This is a genomic window from Kitasatospora sp. NPDC023176, from assembly GCF_055560495.1.
The window spans coordinates 36,602-60,062 of sequence record NZ_JBVHIP010000036.1 but is presented as its reverse complement, the minus strand read 5'-3'; the positions used below and the strand labels follow the sequence as shown (position 1 = coordinate 60,062).

Annotated in this window: 20 protein-coding genes; 18 read left to right on the top strand and 2 right to left on the bottom strand. The window is 72.6% G+C overall.

Annotation, left to right across the window (positions count from 1 at the left end; all coding sequences use genetic code 11):
• Positions 1–33: 33 nt before the first annotated feature.
• Positions 34–1,245 (top strand): signal recognition particle-docking protein FtsY, encoded by a 1,212-nt coding sequence (gene ftsY / locus ACZ3YL_RS34450; protein ID WP_465661293.1) that lies wholly within the window; start codon positions 34–36, stop codon positions 1,243–1,245.
• Positions 1,246–1,434: 189 nt separating this feature from the next.
• Here the strand turns inward: ftsY and ACZ3YL_RS34445 are convergent, their stop codons facing one another.
• Positions 1,435–2,109, bottom strand: coding sequence for a bifunctional DNA primase/polymerase (locus ACZ3YL_RS34445; RefSeq protein ID WP_188306618.1), 675 nt, complete (start codon positions 2,107–2,109; stop codon positions 1,435–1,437).
• A 564-nt stretch (positions 2,110–2,673) separates the two neighbouring features.
• On the opposite strand from ACZ3YL_RS34445, the gene nsdA reads away from it, so the two are divergent.
• The 7 genes from nsdA to ftsH all read left to right on the top strand — a co-directional run bounded on the left by nsdA (position 2,674) and on the right by ftsH (position 13,192).
• Complete coding sequence (nsdA, locus tag ACZ3YL_RS34440; protein ID WP_411293009.1) at positions 2,674–4,170, top strand: transcriptional repressor NsdA; 1,497 nt, start codon at positions 2,674–2,676, stop codon at positions 4,168–4,170.
• A gap of 290 nt (positions 4,171–4,460) precedes the next feature.
• Positions 4,461–5,837: an ammonium transporter gene (locus tag ACZ3YL_RS34435; protein WP_188306616.1), complete on the top strand. Its 1,377-nt coding sequence runs from the start codon at positions 4,461–4,463 to the stop codon at positions 5,835–5,837.
• Positions 5,834–6,172, top strand: coding sequence for a P-II family nitrogen regulator (locus ACZ3YL_RS34430; protein ID WP_188306615.1), 339 nt, complete (start codon positions 5,834–5,836; stop codon positions 6,170–6,172). The genes ACZ3YL_RS34435 and ACZ3YL_RS34430 overlap by 4 nt, the downstream gene beginning before the upstream one ends.
• Before the next feature lie 112 nt (positions 6,173–6,284).
• Complete coding sequence (locus ACZ3YL_RS34425; protein WP_465661290.1) at positions 6,285–8,720, top strand: [protein-PII] uridylyltransferase; 2,436 nt, start codon at positions 6,285–6,287, stop codon at positions 8,718–8,720.
• Positions 8,721–8,843: 123 nt separating this feature from the next.
• A complete protein-coding gene (gene ffh / locus ACZ3YL_RS34420) occupies positions 8,844–10,409 on the top strand; it encodes a signal recognition particle protein (RefSeq protein ID WP_188307085.1) in 1,566 nt (521 codons plus the stop codon).
• A gap of 161 nt (positions 10,410–10,570) precedes the next feature.
• Positions 10,571–11,095, top strand: a complete 525-nt coding sequence (locus tag ACZ3YL_RS34415) for a GNAT family N-acetyltransferase (RefSeq protein WP_188307078.1) — start codon at positions 10,571–10,573, stop codon at positions 11,093–11,095.
• Between the two features lie 174 nt (positions 11,096–11,269).
• Positions 11,270–13,192, top strand: coding sequence for an ATP-dependent zinc metalloprotease FtsH (ftsH, locus tag ACZ3YL_RS34410; protein ID WP_188307077.1), 1,923 nt, complete (start codon positions 11,270–11,272; stop codon positions 13,190–13,192).
• A gap of 123 nt (positions 13,193–13,315) precedes the next feature.
• Here the strand turns inward: ftsH and ACZ3YL_RS34405 are convergent, their stop codons facing one another.
• Entirely contained in the window at positions 13,316–14,140 is an 825-nt protein-coding gene (locus tag ACZ3YL_RS34405) for a class I SAM-dependent methyltransferase (protein WP_411293031.1), read from the bottom strand.
• Between the two features lie 232 nt (positions 14,141–14,372).
• Between ACZ3YL_RS34405 and proS the strand changes: the two genes are divergently transcribed.
• The 10 genes from proS to lepB (ACZ3YL_RS34355) all read left to right on the top strand — a co-directional run bounded on the left by proS (position 14,373) and on the right by lepB (ACZ3YL_RS34355) (position 23,417).
• A complete protein-coding gene (gene proS / locus ACZ3YL_RS34400; protein WP_188307075.1) occupies positions 14,373–15,785 on the top strand; it encodes a proline--tRNA ligase in 1,413 nt (470 codons plus the stop codon).
• A 468-nt stretch (positions 15,786–16,253) separates the two neighbouring features.
• The gene (locus ACZ3YL_RS34395; protein ID WP_188307074.1) at positions 16,254–16,832 is read left to right on the top strand and encodes a hypothetical protein; all 579 of its coding nucleotides are present in this window, start codon (positions 16,254–16,256) and stop codon (positions 16,830–16,832) included.
• A gap of 465 nt (positions 16,833–17,297) precedes the next feature.
• Positions 17,298–17,726, top strand: a complete 429-nt coding sequence (gene rpsP, locus ACZ3YL_RS34390; protein WP_188307073.1) for a 30S ribosomal protein S16 — start codon at positions 17,298–17,300, stop codon at positions 17,724–17,726.
• 2 nt (positions 17,727–17,728) lie between these two features.
• Positions 17,729–17,968 carry an RNA-binding protein gene (locus ACZ3YL_RS34385; RefSeq protein WP_030306741.1) on the top strand — a complete coding sequence of 80 codons (240 nt, stop codon included), beginning with the start codon at positions 17,729–17,731 and terminating at the stop codon, positions 17,966–17,968.
• A gap of 185 nt (positions 17,969–18,153) precedes the next feature.
• Positions 18,154–18,714 carry a ribosome maturation factor RimM gene (gene rimM / locus ACZ3YL_RS34380; protein ID WP_188307072.1) on the top strand — a complete coding sequence of 187 codons (561 nt, stop codon included), beginning with the start codon at positions 18,154–18,156 and terminating at the stop codon, positions 18,712–18,714.
• 113 nt (positions 18,715–18,827) lie between these two features.
• Complete coding sequence (gene trmD, locus ACZ3YL_RS34375) at positions 18,828–19,646, top strand: tRNA (guanosine(37)-N1)-methyltransferase TrmD (protein WP_188307084.1); 819 nt, start codon at positions 18,828–18,830, stop codon at positions 19,644–19,646.
• Positions 19,647–19,800: 154 nt separating this feature from the next.
• Positions 19,801–20,151, top strand: a complete 351-nt coding sequence (gene rplS / locus ACZ3YL_RS34370) for a 50S ribosomal protein L19 (protein WP_030243502.1) — start codon at positions 19,801–19,803, stop codon at positions 20,149–20,151.
• 206 nt (positions 20,152–20,357) lie between these two features.
• Positions 20,358–21,245, top strand: coding sequence for a signal peptidase I (gene lepB / locus ACZ3YL_RS34365; RefSeq protein ID WP_465661285.1), 888 nt, complete (start codon positions 20,358–20,360; stop codon positions 21,243–21,245).
• Positions 21,229–22,170 (top strand): signal peptidase I, encoded by a 942-nt coding sequence (gene lepB / locus ACZ3YL_RS34360; RefSeq protein WP_188307070.1) that lies wholly within the window; start codon positions 21,229–21,231, stop codon positions 22,168–22,170. Before lepB (ACZ3YL_RS34365) ends, lepB (ACZ3YL_RS34360) begins: the two co-directional genes overlap by 17 nt.
• A gap of 242 nt (positions 22,171–22,412) precedes the next feature.
• Positions 22,413–23,417, top strand: coding sequence for a signal peptidase I (gene lepB / locus ACZ3YL_RS34355; protein ID WP_188307069.1), 1,005 nt, complete (start codon positions 22,413–22,415; stop codon positions 23,415–23,417).
• Positions 23,418–23,461 lie beyond the last annotated feature (44 nt).

Below are 23,461 nucleotides of genomic sequence, written 5' to 3'. Positions count from 1 at the left end.
ACTCTATCGGGGGACCCAACGAAGGAGATTTATGTGGAATACGTGATCCTCGCCGTAGTCATCGCCGTGGTCGCCATCGGCGCGATCGCGGGCCTCGTCGTTTCCGGCAGACGACGCCAGCAGCTGCCCCCGAAGTCGCAGGCGCCGGTCATCACGGCGCCGAAGACCACCCCGCAGGAGCCCCAGGTCGGCGAGGAGGCCGCGCCGCCGACCGAGGAGCCGCGCCGCACCGTCGAGGAGGTGCCGCTCCCCGAGGCCCCCGAGGTCGTCGAGGTCGAGGCCCCCGCCGAGGCCGAGGTGGCGCCCGCCATCGAGGTCCCCGAGCCCACCGCCGGCCGGCTGGTCCGGCTGCGCTCCCGGCTCTCCCGCTCACAGAACTCGCTCGGCAAGGGGCTGCTCTCGCTGCTCTCCCGCGAGCACCTCGACGAGGACACCTGGGAGGAGATCGAGGACACCCTGCTCACCGCGGACGTCGGCGTCGCCCCGACCCAGGAGCTGGTCGAGCGGCTGCGCACCCGGGTAAAGGTGCTCGGCACCCGCACCCCCGACGAGCTGCGCGCCCTGCTGCGCGAGGAGCTGGTCGAGCTGGTCGGCAAGGACGCCGACCGCACCGTCCGCTCCACCAAGCACGAGGAGGGCCCGGCGGTGGTCCTGGTCGTCGGCGTCAACGGCGTCGGCAAGACCACCACCACCGGCAAGCTGGCCCGCGTCCTGGTCGCCGACGGCCGCACGGTGGTGCTCGGCGCGGCCGACACCTTCCGGGCCGCGGCCGCGGACCAGCTGCAGACCTGGGGCGAGCGGGTCGGTGCGCGCACCGTGCGCGGCCCGGAGGGCGGCGACCCGGCGTCGATCGCCTTCGACGCGGTCAAGGAGGGCATCGCCGAGGGCGTCGACACCGTGCTGATCGACACCGCCGGCCGACTGCACACCAAGACCGGCCTGATGGACGAGCTGGGCAAGGTCAAGCGGGTCGTCGAGAAGCACGGCCCGGTGGACGAGGTGCTGCTGGTGCTCGACGCCACCACCGGCCAGAACGGTCTGATCCAGGCCCGGGTGTTCGCCGAGGTGGTGGACATCAGCGGCATCGTGCTGACCAAGCTGGACGGCACCGCCAAGGGCGGCATCGTGGTCGCGGTGCAGCGCGAGCTGGGCGTGCCGGTCAAGCTGATCGGTCTGGGTGAGGGCGCGGACGACCTGGCGCCGTTCGAGCCGGGTGCGTTCGTGGACGCGCTGATCGGGGACTGACCGACGCTCCCCGTCGCATGAGGGTCCGCTCCTTCGGGGGCGGGCCCTTTCGGCTGTTCCGGGCTCCTCCCGCCCCGAGTCGCAGGGGCGCGCCGGTACCGAAGGGAAGGAACGGCCGGCGAGGGACGAGCGCCGGAGCGACGACCGTCCGGCGCCGGGTCGGAGCGCCCCGGGGGCGAGCGGGCGAGACTACGAGGCGATCCAGGCGGGCTCGGCGGTGCGCTCGCGGCTGCGGTGGCAGGCGTAGGCGAGGGTGCCGAGCAGCAGCCGGGCCTCGGGCGGGCAGCCGGCGTTGTCGCGGGTGGGGCGGCGCAGCCAGCGGACCGGGCCGAGCTCGCCGAGGAGGGTGGGCGGGGCGGCGACGTAGCTGCCCTCGCCGTGGCAGGTCAGGTCGAGCGCGGCGTCGTCCCAGCCCATCCGGTAGAGCAGGTCGGGCAGCCGGCGGGCGGTGCCGGCGGCGACCAGGAACTGCAGCCGGCCGGTGGGCGGGGCGAGCACCGGGCCGACCTGGGTGCCCATCCGCTCCAGCCGGACCAGCGCCTGCAGGCCGGCCGGCTCGGGGACGTCCAGGACGTCGAAGGCGCGGCCGGTGGGGAACAGCACGGAGGCCTCGGCGCCAGTGGCCCCGGCCCGGCTCGCGGTGCCCGGTACGGGGTGCAGGCCGGGGGCGGCGCAGCGCCGGGAGCCGCAGGGGCACTGGGGCGGGGCGGCGGAGTCGGAAGGGTCGCCGGTGGCGACGGCCCAGCCCCAGCGGCCGGTGTACTCCGCGGCGGCCTGGGACGCGGTGACCTTGGTGCGGCGGCGCGCGCCCAGCGGTGCCAGCCGCAGGTGCCCCAGTCGAAGTTCGCCGAACAGGTTGTCCATGCCTCCCCCAACAGGTTCTCGTTGCCGATGGTTACGGGATGGTGACTGTGTGTTGATTGTCCGGTGCGTGGTGCGTGGTGCGGTGGCGGCGCGCAGCGCTTGGCGTGCGCCTGTTGCGGTGGTGCGCTTCGGGCGCCGCCTTGTGGGGGTGGCGCCGATGCCGGATCGTCAGGTGCGCGAGGCGGTTGCCGTCCCGAGGGGGTGGTGAACTCGCCTGTGACTGCGGTGGATTGCGGAGTCTTCCGGGGTTGGCCGGGGGACTTGGCGGCCCGCATATGCCGGACCGTCGCGACCACCTAGTCAAGCGCGTGCCCCCGGGGTTCGGTTCACTCCTGGGGGTGGCGAAAGGTGGCGTTTCGCCAGGGGCGCTCCCACGGGTACCTCGCGGGGCACTACGTTCAGCACACGGACGTCGTCGGAGCTCCCGCTCCGGGCCGTCGGGGAACGGGAGTTGGGGATCTGACGGACCGTCCACGACGATGGCACACCAGTACGACGAGGCGGTACGGCAACACCTCAGGCACGGCACGTCTGGCAAGAGCCCGCAACCGTCGGGCGGTCACGATCGGGGGCCCCGCAGGGGCCGGGCGGGATGGGGACGTTCCCATGGCAGAGAAGCAACCCAACGAGAAGCTGACCACGTGGTTCGCTCGCAGTGGCTGGTCCAAGGGGGAGTTGGCCCGGCAGGTCAACCGCCGGGCCCGGCAGATCGGCGCCCACCACGTGTCCACCGACACCTCCCGGGTGCGCCGCTGGCTCGACGGCGAGCAGCCCCGCGAGCCGATCCCCAAGATCATGTCCGAGCTGTTCTCGGAGCGCTTCGGCTCGGTGGTCTCGATCGAGGACCTCGGCCTGCGCGCCGCGATCCCGGTCTCCACCGTCGGCGGCGGCGTGGACCTGCCGTGGAGCGCCCCGCAGACCGTCCAGCTGATCAGTGACTACTCCCGCAGCGACCTGATGCTCAACCGCCGGGGCTTCCTCGGCACCTCGCTCGCGCTGACCGCCGGCGCCGCGCTGATCGAGCCGATGCAGCGCTGGCTCACCCCCGGCCCGACCGGCATCCCCACCCCGATCCTCACCGCGGCCAACGGCGGCGAGGTGTTCACCGGCCGGCTCTCCGAGCCCGAGCTGCAACTGCTGGAGCAGACCACGGTCATGTTCCGCCAGTGGGACGCCCAGAACGGCGGCGGGCTGCGCCGCAAGGCCGTGGTCGGCCAACTCCACGAGGTCACCGACCTGCTGCAGGAGACGTACAACGAGGACACCACCAAGCGGCTGTTCCGGCTCACCGCCGAACTCGCCCACCTGGCCGGCTGGATGTCCTACGACGTCGGGATGCACCCGAGCGCGCAGAAGTACTACGTGCTCGCCCTGCACGCCGCCAAGGAGGCCGGCGACCGCCCGTTCGGCGCGCTGATCCTCACCGACATGAGCCGCCAGATGATTCACCTCAACCGGGGCGAGGACGCCCTGGAGCTGATCCACCTGGCCCAGTACGGCAGCCGGGACTCCGCCACCCCGCGGCAGCAGGCCCTGCTGTTCGCGATGGAGGCGCGCGCCTACGCCACCATCGGCGAGGTGAACCGCTGCGCCCGGGCTATCCGGCTGGCCGAGGACACCTTCACCGACATCCGCGAGGGCGACGGGGACCCGGACTGGCTGAAGTTCTTCTCGCCGGCCGAGCTGAACGCCGAGAACGCCCACTCCTACCGCGACCTCGCCTACCACTCGGACAACGCCCAGCTGTACGCCTCGCTGTCCGCGCCGGTGATGGGGCGCGCCGTCGACCTGTTCCGCCAGGACGACGACCACGTGCGCTCGTACGCCTTCAACCTGATCGGCATGGCCAGCGTGCACCTGCTGCAGAAGGAGGCCGAGGAGGCGGCGCGGTACGCCGAGCAGGCGGTGGACATCGCCACCAAGGTGCGCTCGGAGCGGCTGAACTCCCGGGTCCGCAAGACCACGGAGGCCGCGGCCGCCCGCTTCAAGGGCGTGGACGCGGTGAGCCGGCTCAAGGAGCGGGTGGTCCAGGACATCCCGGAGTTCGTCTCGGTGGTCTGAGCGGACCCCGGCCGGAGACTCCACCGACCGTGACGGCCGCCGCCGTCACGGTCGGTGGCTTTCCCGGCCACGGACCGTGCGGTGCGGCGGCACGGTAACCCATCCGGCCCAACGACAGGGCCGCGGTTCACGCGCCCGTAACCCGCGCGTCGCACGCGTCACGGCCGCGAAACAACCGACCGCACTGGCCGAAACCAGCCTTCGGCACTCTCCTGTCATCGCCGACACCCCCGGGTTGGCACGGGACAGGTACCCGGGGGCGGAGCGGCTTGGACGCAGAGGAGACGCCGATGCCGGACGGCTTCAGCGCGGGCGACACCGCCTTCGTGCTCATCAGTGCGGCCCTGGTCATGGTGATGACCCCGGGCCTGGCCTTCTTCTACGGGGGCATGGTCAGGGCCAAGAGCACACTGAACATGCTGGCGATGAGCTTTCTCTCGCTCGGCATCGTCAGTGTGCTGTGGGTCCTGTACGGCTACTCGCTCAGCTTCGGGCCCGACGCCTTCGCCGGACTCATCGGCAACCTGGACTTCCTCGGGATGCGCGGCATCGGGCTGAACGAACTGAGCGGGTCGATCCCGGTCACGGCCTTCGCGGTCTTCCAGCTGATGTTCGCGATCATCACGCCGGCGCTGATCAGCGGCGCTGTCGCGGACCGGGCCAAGTTCTCCGCCTGGGGCCTGTTCATCGCGCTCTGGGTGACGGTCGTCTACTTCCCGGTCGCGCACTGGGTGTTCTTCATGGACAACGGCAACGGCGGCTGGCTGGGCGACAGAAACGGCGTGATCGACTTCGCCGGCGGAACGGCCGTGCACATCAACGCCGGCGTCGCCGGCCTCGCGCTCTGCCTGGTGCTGGGCAAGCGGGTCGGCTTCAAGAAGGACCCGATGCGCCCGCACAGCCTGCCGCTGGTGATGCTCGGCTCCGGGCTGCTGTGGTTCGGCTGGTTCGGCTTCAACGCGGGCTCGGCGCTGGCCGCCAACGGCGTGGCCGCGATGGCGATGGTCAACACCCAGGTCGCCACCGGTGCGGCGCTGATCGGCTGGCTGGTCTTCGAGAAGCTCAGGCACGGCGCCTTCACCACGCTGGGCGCCGCCTCCGGCGCGGTGGCCGGACTGGTCGCGATCACCCCGGCCTGCGGCTCGGTCAGCCCGCTCGGCGCGGTGGCTATCGGCCTGATCGCGGGCGCCGTCTGCGCCGCCGCCGTCTCGCTCAAGTACCGCTGGGGCTTCGACGACTCGCTCGACGTGGTGGGCGTGCACGCGGTGGGCGGCGCGATCGGCTCGCTGCTGATCGGCCTGTTCGCCACCGGCGGGGTCGGCCAGACCGCCAAGGGCCTGTTCTACGGCGGTGGGCTGGGCCAGCTCGGCAAGCAGGCGATGGGCGTGGCGGTGGTCGCGGCGTACTCCTTCGTGCTCTCCTGGCTGCTGGCCAAGGCCGTGGACAAGCTGGTCGGCTTCCGGGTCGCCGAGGAGATCGAGGTGGCCGGCATCGACCAGGCCGAACACGCCGAGTCCGCCTACGACTTCAGTGCCGTCGGGGCGGGCCTGGCCCGGGCGCTCCCGTCCGCGGGCCCCGGCTCCGCGCAGGCCGGGAAGCCCGCCGGGACGCCTGCCGACAAGACCGCCGAACAGCCCGCCAAGAAGACCGAGGTCGACGCCCGATGAAGCTCATCACCGCCGTGATCAAGCCGTACCGCCTGGACGAGGTGAAGGCCGCCCTGCAGGCCTTCGGGGTCCACGGCCTGACCGTCACCGAGGCCAGCGGCTACGGCCGCCAGCGCGGCCACACCGAGGTCTACCGGGGCGCCGAGTACACCGTCGACCTGGTGCCGAAGATCAGGATCGAGGTCCTGGTCGAGGACGAGGACGCCGACGCGCTGATCGACGTCCTGGTGAAGGCCGCCCGCACCGGGAAGATCGGCGACGGCAAGGTGTGGAGCATCCCGGTCGACACCGCCGTCCGGGTCCGCACCGGCGAACGCGGCCCGGACGCCCTGTGAGGCACTGACCGATCCGGCGGACCCGCCCCTGCCCGGGGCGGGCCCGCCCTTCGGCGCATCCCCGCTCAGCCGTACGACGGCTCACCCGCACCACACGGACGGGATCCCGCGCATGACCACCGAGACCAGCTCCCCCGATCCCCTGGACCACGTGGCGGCCCGGACCGCGCTGCTGGAACGGCCCGGACCGACCGGCCGCCCGCGCCGCCGCGCGCTCGCCCGGCTCACCGACGACTGGCTGGCCGCGCTGTTCGCCGCCGCCGGGGCCCCGGCCTCCGGCGTCGCGCTGGTCGCCGTCGGCGGCTACGGCCGGGGCGAGCTGTCCCCGCGCAGCGACCTGGACGTCCTGCTGCTGCACGACGGCCCGGTCGCCCGCGAACTGCCCGAGCGGATCTGGTACCCGGTCTGGGACGCGGGCGCCAGTCTCGACCACTCGGTGCGCACCCCCGCCGAGGCCCGCGCGGTGGCCGCCGCCGACCTCAAGGCCCAGCTCGGCCTGCTGGACGCCCGCCACCTGGCCGGGGACGCGGCGCTCACCGCCGCGCTGCGCTCCGCGGTGCTCACCGACTGGCGCGCGAGCGCCCCCGTGCGCCTGCCCGAGCTGCGCGAACTGGGCCGGGAACGGGCCGAGCGGCACGGCGAGCTGTCCTTCCTGCTGGAGCCCGACCTCAAGGAGGCCCGTGGCGGCCTGCGCGACCTGGTCGCGCTCGACGCCGTCGCCGCGACCTGGCTCGCCGACGCCCCCCGCGACGGCCTGGACGCCGCGGCCCTGCGGCTCGCCGACGTCCGCGACGCCCTGCACCTGGCCACCGGCCGGGCCACCGAGCGGCTCAGCCTCCAGGACCAGGACCAGGTCGCCGAGCGGCTCGGGGTGCTGGACGCCGACACCCTGCTGCGCCAGGTCTACGAGGCCGCCCGGACCGTCTCCTACGCGAGCGACGTCACCTGGCGGGCGGTCGACCGGGTGCTCGCCGCCCGCTCCGGCCGGGGCCGCCGGGCCGTCCGGCTGGGCTTCCCGTTCACCGGTGCCGGGCGCGGCACCGGCGCGGTGGCCCGGGGCGCCGTCGCGCGCCGCCCGCTCGCCGAGGGCGTGGTCGAGCAGGACGGCGAGGCGGTGCTCGCCCAGGCCGCCCGCCCGGCCGCCGACCCGGTGCTGCCACTGCGCGCCGCGGCCGCCGCCGCCCAGAACGGGCTGACCGTCTCGTACGCGACGGTGCGCCGGCTGGCCGCCGAGTGCCGGCCGCTGCCGGTGCCCTGGCCAGACGAGGCGCGCGAGCAGCTGGTGACCCTGCTGGGGGCGGGGGAGGCGGCCGTCCCGGTGTGGGAGGCGCTGGAGGCGGAGGGGCTGGTGACCAGGCTGCTGCCGGACTGGGAGCGGGTGCGCTGCCGTCCGCAGCGCAACGCGGTGCACCGCTGGACGGTGGACCGGCACCTGGTCGAGACGGCCGTCCGGGCCGCCGCGATGACCCGCCGGGTGGCCCGGCCGGACCTCCTGCTGGTCGCCGCGCTGCTGCACGACATCGGCAAGGGCTGGCCCGGCGACCACAGCGAGGCCGGCGAGGTGATCGTCCGTGACCTGACCACCCGGATGGGCTTCCCTCCCGAGGACACCGAGACCCTGGCGGTGCTGGTCCGCCACCACCTGACCCTGGTCGACACCGCGACCCGGCGCGACCCGGACGACCCGGCCACCGTCGAGGCGGTCACCAAGGCGGTCGGCACCCTGCCCGAGCTGGAACTGCTGCACGCGCTCACCGAGGCGGACGCGCTGGCCACCGGCCCGGCGGCGTGGAGCACCTGGCGGGCCTCGCTGGTGGACGGCCTGGTGACCCGGGTCGCCGCCCAGCTGGCCGGCGGCGGCGCCGCGCCCGCCGAGAGCGCGCCCAGCGCGGAGCAGGAGCGGCTCGCCGTCGAGGCCGCCCGCACCGGGGCCCCCGCGCTGTCGCTGCTGGCCCAGGCCGTGGGCGCGGACCCGGGCACCGAGCCGATGGGCGTCGAGCTGACCCTGGCCGTCCCGGACCGGCCCGGGCTGCTCGGCACGGTGGCCGGGGTGCTCGCGCTGCACCGGCTGACCGTCCGCTCCGCCGGCCTGCGCGAGCTGGACCCGATCGGGGCGGGCCCGGTGCTGCTGCTGTCCTGGCGGGTGGCCGCCGAGTTCGGCGAGCTGCCGGAGGCGGCCCGGCTGCGCGCCGACCTGCGCCGGGCGCTGGACGGCTCGCTGGACGTCTCCCGCCGCCTCGCCGAGCGGGACGCCGCCGCGCCGCGCCGCCGGGGCATAGCGACGCCACCGCCGCTGGTCGCGGTGGCGCCGGCGGTGGCCTCGGCGACCGCGACCGTGCTGGAGGTCCGCGCGCACGACGCCCCCGGGCTGCTGCACCGGATCGGGCGGGCGCTGGACGGGGCGGGCGTCCGGGTGCGCACCGCGCACGTCTCCACGCTGGGAGCGGAGGCCGTCGACTCGTTCTACCTGACCGATCCGGCGGGGCGTCCGCTCACCGCGGGGCGGGCCGGGGAGGTGGTGGCGGCGGTCCGGGCGGCGCTGGGCTGAGGGGGCCGCCGTACGGGGGAGGGAGGTCTTCCGTACGGGGGTGGAGACCGTACCCGGGGCGGCCGGATACCCTGGGGGACGACGACCGTACTGATACCGATGCCGCAGAGGACCCGCGCCGACGTGTTCGACACTCTTTCCGATCGCCTCGCAGCGACGTTCAAGAACCTCCGGGGCAAGGGCCGCCTGAGCGAGGCGGACATCGACGCCACGGCCCGCGAGATCCGCATCGCGCTGCTGGAGGCGGACGTCGCGCTGCCGGTCGTCCGGGCCTTCATCAAGCAGGTCAAGGAGCGGGCGCTCGGCGTCGAGGTCTCCGGCGCGCTGAACCCGGCGCAGCAGATCATCAAGATCGTCAACGAGGAGCTCATCGCGATCCTCGGTGGCGAGACCCGCCGGGTGCGGTTCGCCAAGAGCGGCCCGACGGTCATCATGCTCGCCGGTCTGCAGGGTGCCGGTAAGACCACCCTCGCGGGCAAGCTCGGCCACTGGCTCAAGTCCCAGAAGCACACCCCGCTGCTGGTCGCCTGCGACCTCCAGCGGCCCAACGCGGTCAACCAGCTCCAGGTGGTCGCCGACCGCGCCGGCGTGGCCTTCTACGGCCCGCAGCCGGGCAACGGCGTCGGCGACCCGGTGCAGGTCGCCAAGGACTCGATCGAGTACGCCAAGCAGAAGCAGTACGACGTCGTCATCGTCGACACCGCCGGCCGCCTGGGCATCGACGCCGAGCTGATGCGGCAGGCCGCCGACATCCGCGCCGCGGTGAACCCGGACGAGGTCCTGTTCGTCGTCGACGCGATGATCGGCCAGGACGCGGTCACCACCGCGCAGGCCTTCCTCGACGGCGTCGACTTCACCGGTGTCGTGCTCTCCAAGCTCGACGGCGACGCCCGCGGTGGTGCCGCCCTGTCGGTCGCCCACGTCACCGGCCGGCAGATCATGTTCGCCTCCAACGGCGAGAAGGTCGACGACTTCGACGCCTTCCACCCGGACCGGATGGCCTCGCGCATCCTGGGCATGGGCGACGTCCTCTCGCTGATCGAGAAGGCCGAGCAGACCTTCTCGCAGGAGGAGGCCGAGAAGATCGCCGCCAAGCTGCGCGGCGGTCCGAAGGCCTTCACCCTGGACGACTTCCTGTCCCAGCTGGAGCAGGTCCAGAAGATGGGCTCGATCTCCAAGCTGCTCGGCATGCTGCCCGGCATGGGCCAGATCCGCGAGCAGATCAACAACATCGACGACAAGGACGTCAACCGGGTCGGCGCGATCATCAAGTCGATGACCCCGACCGAGCGCGCCGAGCCGGAGCTGATCAACGGCTCCCGCCGGGCCCGCATCGCCAAGGGCTCGGGCGTCCAGGTCGGCGAGGTCAAGAACCTGGTCGAGCGGTTCTTCGACGCCCGCAAGATGATGTCCGCGATGGCCTCCGGCAAGGGCATGCCCGGCATGCCGGGGATCCCGGGCATGGGCGGCGGCGCGAAGAAGTCCGGTAAGAAGGCCCCGCAGGCCAAGGGCAAGCGCAAGAGCGGCAACCCGCTGAAGCGGGCGCAGGAGGAGGCCGCGGCCGCCGAGCGCCGCGCGCTCGGTCCGGGCGGCGGCCAGGGCCCGGCCGACGGCGGTGCGTTCGGCCTCGGCGCGGGCAAGGGCCCGGCCGACTTCGAACTGCCCAAGGAGTTCAAGGACATGCTGTAGGCCTCGGCCCGGCCGTCCTGTTCGGCCCGCCGTCCGGTGCACTCCGGGCGGCGGGCCGTTCGCGTGTCCGTGGCCGTTCGCGTGGCCGGGCCCGGGGCGGTACCCGGGTGCCTTGCCGTGTTCGAGGACGGCGTGCCGCCGCCGTGTCCGATGATGTCGGCATGCGAGTGACGATCAGGGCCCCGAGGGCCGAGGACGAGGTTGCGTACGCGGAGGCGGTCCGACGGTCCGCCGAGCACATCGGGCGGTGGAACCCGGTCGAGCCGGACGGCCTGCCGGAACTGCTGGGGCGCCAGGGGGCGGGCCTGCGCACGTTCCTGGTCGTCGACCGGGACACCGGCGGGCTGGTCGGCAAGGTGAACGTCGCCAACATCGTGATGGGCCGGTTCTGCAACGCCTCGCTGGGTTACGACTCGTACCTGCCGTTCGCCGGCACCGGGCGGATGACCGAGGGCCTGCGGCTGGTCCTGGACCGCTGCTTCGCCCCGCAGTCGGCCGACGGACTGGGCCTGCACCGGCTGGAGATCAACGTGCAGCCGGAGAACGGGCGCTCGATCGCGCTGGCCAAGCGGCTGGGCTTCCGGCACGAGGGCTTCACCCCGCGGATGCTGTTCCTGCAGGGGGACTGGCGCGACCACGAGCGGTTCGCGCTGACCGCGGAGGAGTGGCCGGGCTCCGCCGGGTAGCTTCCGACGGGACGTCATCACCGCTGGTCGGAGGCCTGGTCGGGGACTTGGTCGCGGGCCCGCTCGGGGGGTCTGGTCGCGGGCCTGGTTGCGGGGCCTGGGCGCGGCCGTACGGCCGGTCGGGCGCGGCGTTGCGGTTGGCCCGTCCGAGCGCCCGTCCGTATTGTCCGGTGGGTGACCGAACCCGTGCCGCCGCGCCAGACCCCCGACCAGCCCTGGCGGTCCGAGGGCGCCCCGCCCCCGTCGCCGCCCCGCCGCCGGATGCCCGGCGGCTGGGCGGGCCTCGTCCTCACCGCACTCGTGGTGTTCCTGATCTCCGACCTGCTGCTGTCGTTCTTCGGCAACGAGGGCGCCACCACGATCTCCTACACCGAGTTCAACAACCAGCTGAACAAGGGCAACATCACCAAGATCTACTCCAAGGGCGACGCGATCGAGGGCACCCTCAAGAGCGCCCAGCCCAAACCCGACGGCGGCAAGGGCGACTACACGGAGTTCGACACCCAGCGCCCCTCCTTCGCGGGCGACAACCTGTGGGCCACCCTGCAGCAGCAGGGCGTCGAGGTCACCGCCACCTCGCCGGTCCAGCAGCGCAGCTTCCTCACCAACCTGCTGCTCTCGCTCGCCCCGATGCTGCTGCTGATCTTCATCTGGGTGCTGCTCGCCCGCCGGATGGCCGGCGGACTCGGCGGCGGGCCGCTCGGCCGCAAGGCCCCGCCCAAGCCGGTCACCGCCGACCAGGGCAAGCGCACCACCTTCGCCGACGTGGCCGGCATCGACGAGGTCGAGGCCGAACTCACCGAAGTGGTCGACTACCTGAAGAACCCCGAGCGCTACCGCAGGCTCGGCGCCAAGATGCCGCGCGGGGTACTGCTCAGCGGCCCGCCCGGGACGGGCAAGACCCTGCTGGCCCGGGCCGTGGCCGGCGAGGCCGACGTGCCGTTCTTCTCCGCCTCCGCCTCCGAGTTCATCGAGATGATCGTCGGCGTCGGCGCCAGCCGGGTCCGCGAACTCTTCGCCGAGGCCCGCAAGGTCGCCCCGGCGATCATCTTCATCGACGAGATCGACACCATCGGCCGCCAGCGCGGCGCCGGCGGCGGCATGGGCGGGCACGACGAGCGCGAGCAGACGCTCAACCAGATCCTCACCGAGATGGACGGCTTCACCGGCTCCGAGGGCGTCATCGTGATCGCCGCGACCAACCGGGCCGACGTGCTCGACCCGGCGCTGCTGCGCCCCGGCCGCTTCGACCGCCGGATCACCGTCAGCCCGCCGGACCGGGAGGGGCGCGCGGCGATCCTGCGCATCCACACCCGGACCGTCCCGCTGGCCGGCGACACCGACCTCACCCAACTGGCCAAGGTCACCCCCGGGATGACCGGCGCCGAACTCGCCAACCTGGTCAACGAGGCCGCCCTGCTGGCCGTCAAGCGGGAGCAGGACGCGGTCAACGAGCGGGACCTCTCGGACGCCCTGGAGAAGGTCCAACTGGGCGCCGTACGGCCGCTGGTGATGCCGCAGGAGGAGCGCGAGCGGACGGCGTACCACGAGAGCGGGCACGCGCTGCTGGGCATGCTCCAGCCGGGCGCGGACCCGGTCCGCAAGATCACTATCGTGCCGCGCGGCCGGGCCCTCGGCGTCACCCTCTCCACCCCGGAGAACGACCGCTACTCGTACACCGAGCCCTACCTGCGCGGCCGGATCATCGGCGCGCTCGGCGGGATGGCGGCCGAGCAGGTGGTCTACGGAGTGATCACCACCGGCGCGGAGAGCGACCTGGAGCAGGTCACCAACATCGCCCGCGGGATGGCCGGGCGCTGGGGGATGAGCGAGCGGGTCGGACGGCTCACCGCGGTGCCCGCGGACGCGCAGGGCGCGTACGGGCTCTCGGCGGCGCCCACCACGCTGGACGCGGTGGACGAGGAGGCCCGGCGGATCGTCGCCGAGTGCTACGAGGACGCGGTGCGCATCCTGACCGAGCAGCGGCCCCGGCTGGACGCGCTGGCGGCGGCACTGCTGGAGGCGGAGACGCTGGACGAGGAGGCGGCCTACCGGGCGGCGGGGGTGCCGCGGAAGACCTCCGACGAGGAGGCGTGAACCGGTAAGCCGGGGGCGCTCGCCGTGATGGCGGGCGCCCCCGGTTTCGGTGTGCCGGCGGAGCCGTCCCGCGCGGGGTTCCCGTCGTGGATCAGCGGGGCCGCTCGGGGTTCCCGTCGCGGCTCAGCGGGGCCGCTCGGCGACCAGGTAGCGGAAGAGGTTCTCCATCCGGACCGAGCCGTCCGGGCGCAGGTACGGCTGCAGCACCTCCTCCAGCTCCTTGGCCACCAGCGCGCCGCCGGAGAACTCCTCGGCCGCCTCGAACAGCCCGGTGGAGAGCAGCCCGCGCACCGCGCTGTCGAGGTCCGGGTAGGCGAACGGGCAGCTCACCCGGCCGCTGCCGGCCGGGCGCAGGCCGCCCGGGACGAGCAGATCCTCCAGCGCACCCGGCGCGCTCAGTTCGAACGGGTCGCGCGCGGTGGTCCGCCCAGCCATCCGGCGGGCCACGTCCAGCACCGGGGCGCTCTCGCAGCGCTCCGGCGGCCCCCAGGCGGCCAGCACCACGTGCCCGCCCGGGAGGGTCAGCCGGGCGGCCTCGGCGACCACCCGGCCGGGCTCGGCGGCGCCGGGCAGCTGGTCGAAGACCGTTACCAGCGAATGGGCCGAGCGGGGGACAGCGGCGGCCGGCCGGGCCCCCGCACACACCCGCAGCCGGCGGTCCCGGGCCAGTTCGCGCAGCTCGTCCCGCGGCTCCTGCCCGGCGACCTGGGCGCCCCGCCCGGCGGCGAGCAGCAGGGCCAGTCCGGACCGGCAGCCCAGTCCCAGCACGCTGCTCGCCGGGCCGACCTCCAGACGGTCGTACACCGCCTCGTAGAGCGGTACCAGCATGCGTTCCTGGATCTCCGCCCAGTCGCGCGCCCGCGCGGGCCCGGCGGCCCCCTGCTGCGGGTGGTGCGGTCGTGCGCCCGTCGGTCGTGCGGTTGTGCCGGTCGTCCGAGCTGAAGCCATCGCGGCCTCCCATCCGGTCCTTCGGTGTGCTGCTATGGCTCCCCCAAAGTCCCGCCCCACTCCAGCGAACAGCGGGTCGGGCCCGGCGTCCAGAGGGGTGCAGGGTGGTGCGCGCGTGTCGCGGTCGTGCGCCCCCCTGCGGGCGGCGTCCCACGGCTGCGGGTGTCCTCCCCCTGCCGCGGGTGTGATGGCGATTCGAAGTGAGGGGGCCGATCCCCGTACCATTCCGCCCATGGCTAAGGCACCCGTTCTCACCCCTCAGGCGGAAGACTTCCCGCGCTGGTACCAGGACCTCATCAACAAGGCCGAGCTGGCCGACAACGGTCCGGTGCGCGGCACCATGGTCATCCGACCGTACGGCTACGGCCTGTGGGAGCGGATGCAGCAGGAGATGGACGCGCGCATCAAGAAGGCGGGCGCGCAGAACGCCTACTTCCCGATGTTCATCCCGCAGTCGTACCTGACCAAGGAAGCCGAGCACGTCGAGGGCTTCGCGCCCGAACTCGCGGTGGTCACCCACGGCGGCGGCAAGCAGCTGGAGGAGCCGGTCGTCGTCCGGCCCACCTCCGAGACCATCATCAACGAGTACTTCTCCAAGTGGGTGCAGAGCCACCGGGACCTGCCCCTGCTGATCAACCAGTGGGCCAACGTGGTCCGTTGGGAGCTCCGCCCGCGCGTCTTCCTGCGCACCACCGAGTTCCTCTGGCAGGAGGGCCACACCGCCCACGCCACCTACGAGGACGCCCGTGCGTACGCGTCGATGATCCACACCCAGGTCTACGGCGACTTCATGACCAACGTGCTCGGCATCGACGTCGTGCTCGGCCGCAAGACCGCCAAGGAGCGCTTCGCCGGCGCCATCAACACCCTCACCCTCGAGGGCATGATGGGCGACGGCAAGGCGCTGCAGCTGGGCACCAGCCACGAGCTGGGCCAGAACTTCGCCAAGGCGTTCAACACCACCTACCAGCTGCAGGGCGCCGAGCGCGAGTACGTCTGGCAGACCTCCTGGGGCGTCTCGACCCGTATGGTCGGCGGCCTGATCATGTCCCACGGCGACGACAACGGCCTGCGGGTGCCCCCGCGCCTGGCCGCCGTCCAGGCCGTGGTGCTGGCCATCAAGGGCGACGACGCGGTCATCGCCAAGGTCCGCGAGATCGGCGCCCAGCTGGAGGCCGCCGGCATCCGGATCGTGGTCGACGACCGCACCGACACCCCGTTCGGCCGCCGCGCCGTCGACTGGGAGCTCAAGGGCGTTCCGCTGCGCATCGAGGTCGGTCCGCGCGACCTGGAGAACGGCACCGCGATGCTGGCCCGCCGCATCCCCGGCGGCAAGGAGCCGGTCTCCATCGACGCCCTGGCCGCCCTGCTGCCGGGCATCCTGGAGGAGGACCAGGCGCTGCTGCTGCGCCAGTCCCGCGAGCGCCGCGAGGCCCGCACCGTCGACGTCAAGACCCTCGACGAGGCCGTCGAGGCCGCCGCGACCGGCTGGGGCCGGATCTCCTGGGCCGACCTCGGTCCGGAGGGCGAGGCCAAGCTGTCCGAGCAGGGCGTCACGGTGCGCTGCATCATCGCGGCCGACGGCTCGGTGCCGCAGACGGACGACCAGGACGGCAATATCGCGATCGTCTCGCGCGCGTACTGACCGTACTGATGTGCGGACCGGCACGCACTGCTACGCGTACTGTCGCGCATACTGATGCGCGTACTGATGACGGCCGTCGGCAGCTAATGACCGTTACCGGCGACATTTGCCCGGAATGCGGATGGGTAAGAATCCGGTAACTCTGCCGGAGGAGCCCGAGTGGGCTACATCCCTACTGGCCGGTCAACTGCCGGTATTAACGGAATAGCGGTACGGTGTACGGCCCGTGGCCCTGTCAACTTCGGCGGGTCCACGGGCCGTACGTCCTGGGGGCGACAGCCCGCCTCCTGGGTGGAATTCACGAGGCCCGCCGACGTTGCGACGGGCCGAAACCGGCAGGGGGTTGGTCTTGCGTCAGATCCGGAACGCGCAATTCGCGCGCAGTCGCGCATTCCTGGGAGTTCCCTGGGAATTCCCGGAGAACGGGAACATGCGGAACATCGGCCAACTCTGCATCGTTGGTCTAGCGTGAGCACGACACAGCCCCTCGTCCTCGCGGCCGAACTGGCCGCCGCCTGGAGTGACATCCAGGCCTACCACCAGGACCTTCCCGATCTGGCCTCTCCCGAGGCGCTGATCGGCGAGTCCTCCTCGGCCTGTGGCACGCGGCTCGGTTTCGAGCGGCTCCTCCACGAGGCTGCCCACGGTCTGGCCGCGGCCCGGGACATCCGGGACACCTCGCGCGCCGGCCGCTACCACAACCGGCGCTTCCTGATGCTCGCCTCCGAGCTGGGCCTGGCGCACCCGGTCGAACCGCACGCCAGTAGCGGCTTCTCCCAGGTGACCATGCTCAAGGAGACGCAGGAGCGGTACGCCGAGACCATCGAGCGCCTGGACCGCGCCCTCGGTGCGCACCAGGAAGCGGTGGCCGGCGACGGCACCAACCGCGCCTTCCGCGGCCCGGCCGCCCGGCACGGCTCCTCCGGGGGCGGCGTCCGGGTCAAGGCGGTCTGCGGCTGCGGTCGCAACGTCCGGGTGGTGCCGTCGGTGCTCGCCCAGGCGTCCATCGTCTGCGGTGCGTGCCAGCAACCGTTCAAGATCGCATAACCCGGAGCCGGGACCGGTCGGCGACTGTGCGGGCAGTCGGCGCGGCCGGGGTGATCGGCGACGGTGACATCGGTGACATCGGTGAGTCTGTGGGCTGACCGGGAGCGGGGGCTCCCGGTCGAGCCCTGAGCCTCCACCCGCGGCGCCTGTCCTGGCGCCGTTCGCCGAGCGCTGTCTGCCGGGCGCTGTCCGCTGGATGCCGTTCGCGAGGCGCTCTGCCGGGTGCCGTTCGCCGGGCGCTGTCTGCCGGGCGTGGCCCTGTCCGCCGGGCATCGGCGAGTGCCGGCCGCGACGGCCGGGTGAAGACCCTTCGCGCCGGTATGGCAGAATGGACAGCTGAGTACTCGGCAGCCGAGCAGGACCCCTCTCTCCTACGGCTGGCGTGTCCCTTGAACGGCCCGCCCCGCAACCCCACGCGGACGGCAGGGCCGCTCACCCACGTCAACACCAGGAGAACCCACTCCCGTGGCAGTCAAGATCAAGCTCAAGCGTCTCGGCAAGATTCGCTCCCCGCACTACCGCATCGTCGTCGCCGACGCCCGCACCAAGCGTGACGGTCGCGCGATCGAGGAGATCGGCATCTACCAGCCGACCTACAACCCCTCGAAGATCGAGGTCGACGGCGACCGCGCCCAGTACTGGCTGTCCGTCGGCGCCCAGCCGACCGAGCCGGTCCTCGCCATCCTCAAGCTGACCGGCGACTGGCAGAAGTTCAAGGGCCTGCCGGCTCCGGAGCCGCTGAAGGTCGCCGAGCCCAAGGTCGAGGACTTCTCGCACCTGTTCGCGAAGGCCGTCGCCGGCTTCGAGGACGCCACCACCGGTGTCGCCATCACCCCGAAGGCCAAGAAGTCGGACAAGGCCGAGGCTGAGGCCGACGCCGCCGCCGAGGCCTGATCGTGATCGAGGACGCCCTCGACCATTTGGTGAAGGGCATCGTCGAGCACCCCGACGAGGTGCAGGTGCGCTCGCGCAACCTGCGTCGGGGTAACACCATCGAGGTGCGGGTGCACCCCGATGACCTCGGCAAGGTGATCGGCCGGGGCGGCCGCACGGCGCGCGCACTGCGCACCGTGGTCGGCGCCCTTGGCGGTCGCAACGTTCGGGTCGACCTGGTCGACGTGGACAGCATTCGCTGACGCTGCTGCTCGTTCAGCCGTCAGGCTTGAGGCCGACCGGGACGCATGTCGTCCCGGTCGGCCTTTTTCGCATCCGCGGCCCGGTCGGTAGGCCTGCACCCGTCGGCTCCGGCCGCGTGCGTCCCGTCCGTCCCCGCCCATCTGTCTTTGCCTTCTCGCTCAGCAACCCCAGGAGAACGATCACCGTGCAGCTCGTCGTCGGCAGGATCGGCCGCGCCCACGGCATCAGGGGGGACGTCAGTGTCGAGGTCCGCACCGACGAGCCGGAACTCCGGCTCGGCCCCGGTGCCGTCCTGCTCACCGACCCGGCCTCGGCCGGGCCCCTGACCATCGAGTCCGGCCGGGTGCACAGCGGCCGACTGCTGCTGCGCTTCGCCGGCGTCAAGGACCGCAACGCGGCCGAGGCGCTGCGGGGCACCCTGCTCATCTCCGAGGTCGACCCGGAGGAGCGCCCGGACGACCCGGAGGAGTACTACGACCACCAGCTGGTCGGCCTCGACGTGGTGCTGGTCGACGGCACCCGGGTCGGCGAGCTGACCGAGGTCCTCCACCTGCCGTACCAGGACCTGCTCATGGTGGAGAAGGCCGACGGCACGGAGGTGCTGGTGCCCTTCGTCAGCCAGATCGTGCCGACCATCGACCTGGAGAACCAGCGGGCCGTGATCACCCCGCCGCCCGGGCTGATCGACCTCGGGGAGGCCGACGTCGCCGGCGGCGCTTCGGAGGAGCCGGAGGAGTCGGAGTGAGTGTCGAGCAGACTCCCCGGGACGCCGTCCAGGATTCAGCCCAGGATTCAGCCCAGGAGGCCGACCGGGACGCTGTTCGGGCTGCTCAGGGAGTTCAGGGCGCTCAGTCGGGGATGCGGATCGACGTCGTCTCGATCTTCCCCGAGTACCTGGAACCACTGAACATCTCGCTGGTCGGCAAGGCCCGGGCCCGCGGCCAGCTGGACGTGCACCTCCACGACCTGCGGGAATGGACCCACGACGTGCACCGCACGGTCGACGACAGCCCGTACGGCGGCGGCCCCGGCATGGTGATGAAGCCCGAGCCGTGGGGCGAGGCGCTGGACGCGGTGGTGGCCGGCGGGCCCGCGGGCGAGGTGCCCACGCTGGTCGTGCCGACCCCGAGCGGGCGCCCGTTCACCCAGGAGCTGGCCCAGGAACTGGCGGGCCGCCCCTGGCTGGCGTTCACCCCCGCGCGGTACGAGGGCATCGACCGCCGGGTCATCGAGGAAGCGGCCACCCGCATGCCGGTGGTCGAGGCCTCGATCGGCGACTACGTGCTGGCCGGCGGCGAGGTCGCGGTGCTGGTGATGGTCGAGGCCATCGCCCGGCTGCTGCCCGGCGTGCTCGGCAACGCCGAGTCCCACCGGGACGACTCCTTCGCCCCCGGTGCGATGGCCGACCTGCTGGAGGGCCCGGTCTACACCAAGCCCGCCGAGTGGCGCGGCCGGACCGTGCCGGACGTGCTGCTCAGCGGCAACCACGGCAAGATCGCCCGGTGGCGGCGGGAGCAGGCCTTCGCCCGCACCCTGGCCAACCGGCCCGACCTGGTCGGGCGCTGGCAGGCCGGCGCCTTCGACAAGAAGGACCGGGCCGCGCTCAGCGTCCTGGGCCTGGCCTGGGACGAGGAGCTGGGCCGATTTCGGTCCGCACCCGGTGATGTGGAAGAATAGGCCGCTGCTGTCTGTCGCTGGTTCCCTTCCGTAGGGAACACATGGACCGGCGCCCTCGCCACGGGGGGATCGCCGCCAGCCGATGCGGCCCGCAGCTCACCCCATTGTGACGAACTTCCGTAGGCGGCCCGTGGCGCCTGCGATGGAGAGCAACATGAGCAACAAGCTCGCTGCTGTCGACGCGGCCTCGCTGCGCACCGACATCCCGGCCTTCCGCGCCGGTGACACCCTGAAGGTTCACGTCCGGGTCATCGAGGGCAACCGCTCCCGTGTCCAGGTCTTCCAGGGCGTCGTCATCCGTCGCCACGGCGCCGGCGTCGGTGAGACCTTCACCGTCCGCAAGGTCAGCTTCAACGTCGGCGTGGAGCGCACCTTCCCGGTGCACACCCCGGTCGTCGAGAAGATCGAGGTCGTGACCCGCGGTGCGGTTCGCCGCGCCAAGCTGTACTACCTGCGTGACCTCCGCGGCAAGGCCGCGAAGATCAAGGAGAAGCGCGACCGCTGATCCACGGACCCCCGGCCGCGCCGGGGGACCGGATCGCTCCGAGGGGCCGGGCTGCCGCAAGGTAAGCTCAGCGCCCGATGAGCACGCACGAACCACCCGCGGACCGCGACAGCAGTCCCGCACCCACCGGTGCGGACTCGCTGTCGCGGTCCGCGGTCGTTTCTGTGCCGGGGGCGGGAACGGGGGCGGGGGAGGTGCCGGGGGCGGTGCCGGTTCCGGCCGGCGATGCGGGCCAGAGCCGGGGCTTCGACCAGGGCCGGGGCTTCGACCAGGGCTCGGGCAGTGGCCAGGGCGACGCCGAGAGCGGTGCCGACAGCAGCGGCCAGGACCCGGGCCAGGGCCGGGCCGAGACGGCGCACGCGGGCGAGGACGCGGCCGACGGCGAGGCCGACGAGGAGGCCGACGACGAGGAACCCGGGCGACCGCGTTCGCGGGACCTGCTGTTGTTGGTCGGCATCTGCCTGGCGGCCCTGCTCCTGGTGAACGCGTTCGTGGCCCGTCCGTTCACGGTGCCCTCCGGCTCGATGGAGAACACCCTGCGGCCCGGCGACCGGTTGATCGCCAACCAACTCGCCTACGCCTTCGGTAGCCACCCCCAGCGGGGCGACGTCGTGGTCTTCGACGGGACGGGCTCCTTCCTCCCCGAGTCGGCCGAGCCGCCGGGGTTCTGGGACAGTCTGCGCTCGGCCGGCCGGGACCTCGGGCTGGCCCCGGCCGGGGACACGGTCTACGTCAAACGCGTGATCGGCGTCGCCGGGGACCGGGTGCGGAGCACCGGTCCGGGTGCCCCGCTCACCGTCAACGGCGTGCCAGTGGAGGAGACCGCCTACCTGGACCCGGGCGACCAGCCGTCCGACGTGCCCTTCGACATCCTGGTGCCGCGCGGCAAGCTGTTCGTGCTGGGCGACCACCGCAGCGCCTCCCGGGACTCGCGCGACCACCTCGGCGAGCCCGGCGGGGGCTTCGTGCCCGAGGACAGAGTGATCGGCCGGGCCGACTGGGTGATCTACCCGTTCTCGCGCCTGACCAGCCTGGACCGGCCCGCGGCCTTCGCCGCGATCGGGGGGACGGACGGTCATGGGGAGCAGGGGTAGGGGACGGGTCGCCGACCGCCCGGCCCCGGAGCCGGGCGGGGGCGAGGCTGCCCACGCCGGGGCCGACCCGGCCGTACCGGTCCGCGGCCGCGCCGATCGACGCCGCAGCGCCCGACGCGCGGCGCGTCGGCGCAAGCGTTCGCTGCTGCGCGAGTTCCCGCTGATCATCCTGGTGGCCCTGTTGGTGGCGCTGGTGATGAAGACCTTCCTGATCCAGGTGTTCGTGATCCCCTCGGGCTCGATGGAGCAGACCATCCAGGTCGGGGACCGGGTGCTGGTGGACAAGTTGACCCCCTGGTTCGGCAGTGAGCCGCAGCGCGGCGACGTGGTGGTGTTCAAGGACCCGGGCGGCTGGCTGGAGAACGATCGCAAGCCGTCCGACGACGGTCCGGTACTGGGCCCGGCCAAGCAGGTGCTGACCTTCGTCGGACTGCTGCCGTCCGACAACGAGCAGGACCTGATCAAGCGCGTGATCGGTGTCGGCGGGGACACCGTCGAGTGCTGTGACGCGCAGGGGCGGCTCAGCGTCAACGGCCACCCGGTGGAGGAGCCGTACCTCGCGGCGGGCAACCCGCCGTCGCGGCAGCCGTTCAAGGTGACGGTGCCGAAGGGGCGGCTGTGGGTGATGGGGGACCACCGCGACGTCTCCGCCGACTCCCGCTTCCACATGGGCAATCCGGGCCAGGGCACCGTCCCGCTGACCGATGTGGTCGGTCGCGCCTTCGTGATCGCCTGGCCACTGGGCCGCTTCCATCAACTCGATGAACCGGGTTCACTCTCCGCTCTTGCCGCGACCCCGGAGGTCGCCAGAACTGCGCCGGAATCGATGGGCGTTGGGCCGGTTCCCATGGAACCTCCGCTCGTTATGGGTGTGTTGGGCATCCTTCCGCTCGTCGTTCGCCGGTCGAGGCGGCCTCCGGAGTGAGCCGCCGCGGTCCCTGAACGGACGGACAGTGCGTGTGGAACCGCGAGCCGGATGCCTTGGAGTGATAGAGAAGTGCAGGTGCGGCCGGGAGCGGTTCCGGCCGTGTGCCGAGGTCGTGTTGGTGTCAGGGGAGTCCACTGTGGGCAACCCTGATGCGTTCATGGTCGTGGTGAGCGTGGTGCCCGCTGTGCGGCACTCTGAGCGCGGGCGCGCAGGCGTCCGCACAGCAGGGAGGAGACGTTGTGGGGGATTTGGTGATCGGTGCCCGCTCAGGTGCCGGGGAACCCGAGGGCCCGGGCGGACGGGTGAGCCGGTCCGCCGAGTCCTCGGCGCCCTCCGCCGCGGTCGAGGACACGGCGGCCCAGACCGCAGATGAGAACGGCACCGGGTCGGACGGCCCCGCGGAGCCCCCGCGGCCGGAGAGCGGGTCGGCGGACGAGTCGGAGTCGGAGGCGCCGGCCAAGCCGCGCAAGCAGCGCTCCTTCCTGAAGGAGTTGCCGATCCTGATCGGCATCGCGCTGATCCTCGCGCTGGTGATCAAGACCTTCTTCGTCCAGGCGTTCTCCATTCCGTCCGAGTCGATGCAGAACACGCTGCAGGTCGGCGACCGCGTCCTGGTGGACAAGCTGACCCCCTGGTTCGGATCCGAGCCCGAGCGCGGAGACGTGGTGGTGTTCCACGACCCGGGCGGCTGGCTCAACGACGAGCCGACCCAGCAGAGCAGCAACTCCTTCGTCCGCGGGGTGCAGGACGTGCTCAGCTTCGTCGGGCTGATGCCCTCCGCCAACGAGAAGGACCTGATCAAGCGGGTCATCGCGGTCGGCGGTGACACCGTCGAGTGCAAGGACGACGGGCCGGTCAAGGTCAACGGTGTCGCGCTCAACGAGCCGTACATCTACCCGGGCAACACCCCTTGCGGGACGCAGCCCTTCGGCCCGGTGAAGGTGCCCAACGGCCGGATCTGGGTGATGGGCGACCACCGCGCCGACTCGCTCGACTCCCGTTTCCACATGGACCAGCCGGGCGGTGGCACCGTGCCGGTGGACAACGTGATCGGGCGCGCCTTCGTGGTGGCCTGGCCGGTCAGCCACTGGTCCACGCTCCCGGTGCCGGACACCTTCGACCAGAAGGGTCTGGCGGCGGCCTTGCCGGTCGCGCCCCCCGTGGCCGGTGCGGTGGGGGCTGTCGTCCTGCTTCCGCTGGTGCGCCGGGTGCGGGCCCGGACGGAGCACCGGAAGGAGTCCTGAGCTCTACCAGCTCCTCCCCGACCCTTGCGCGGGCCGTGGTACCG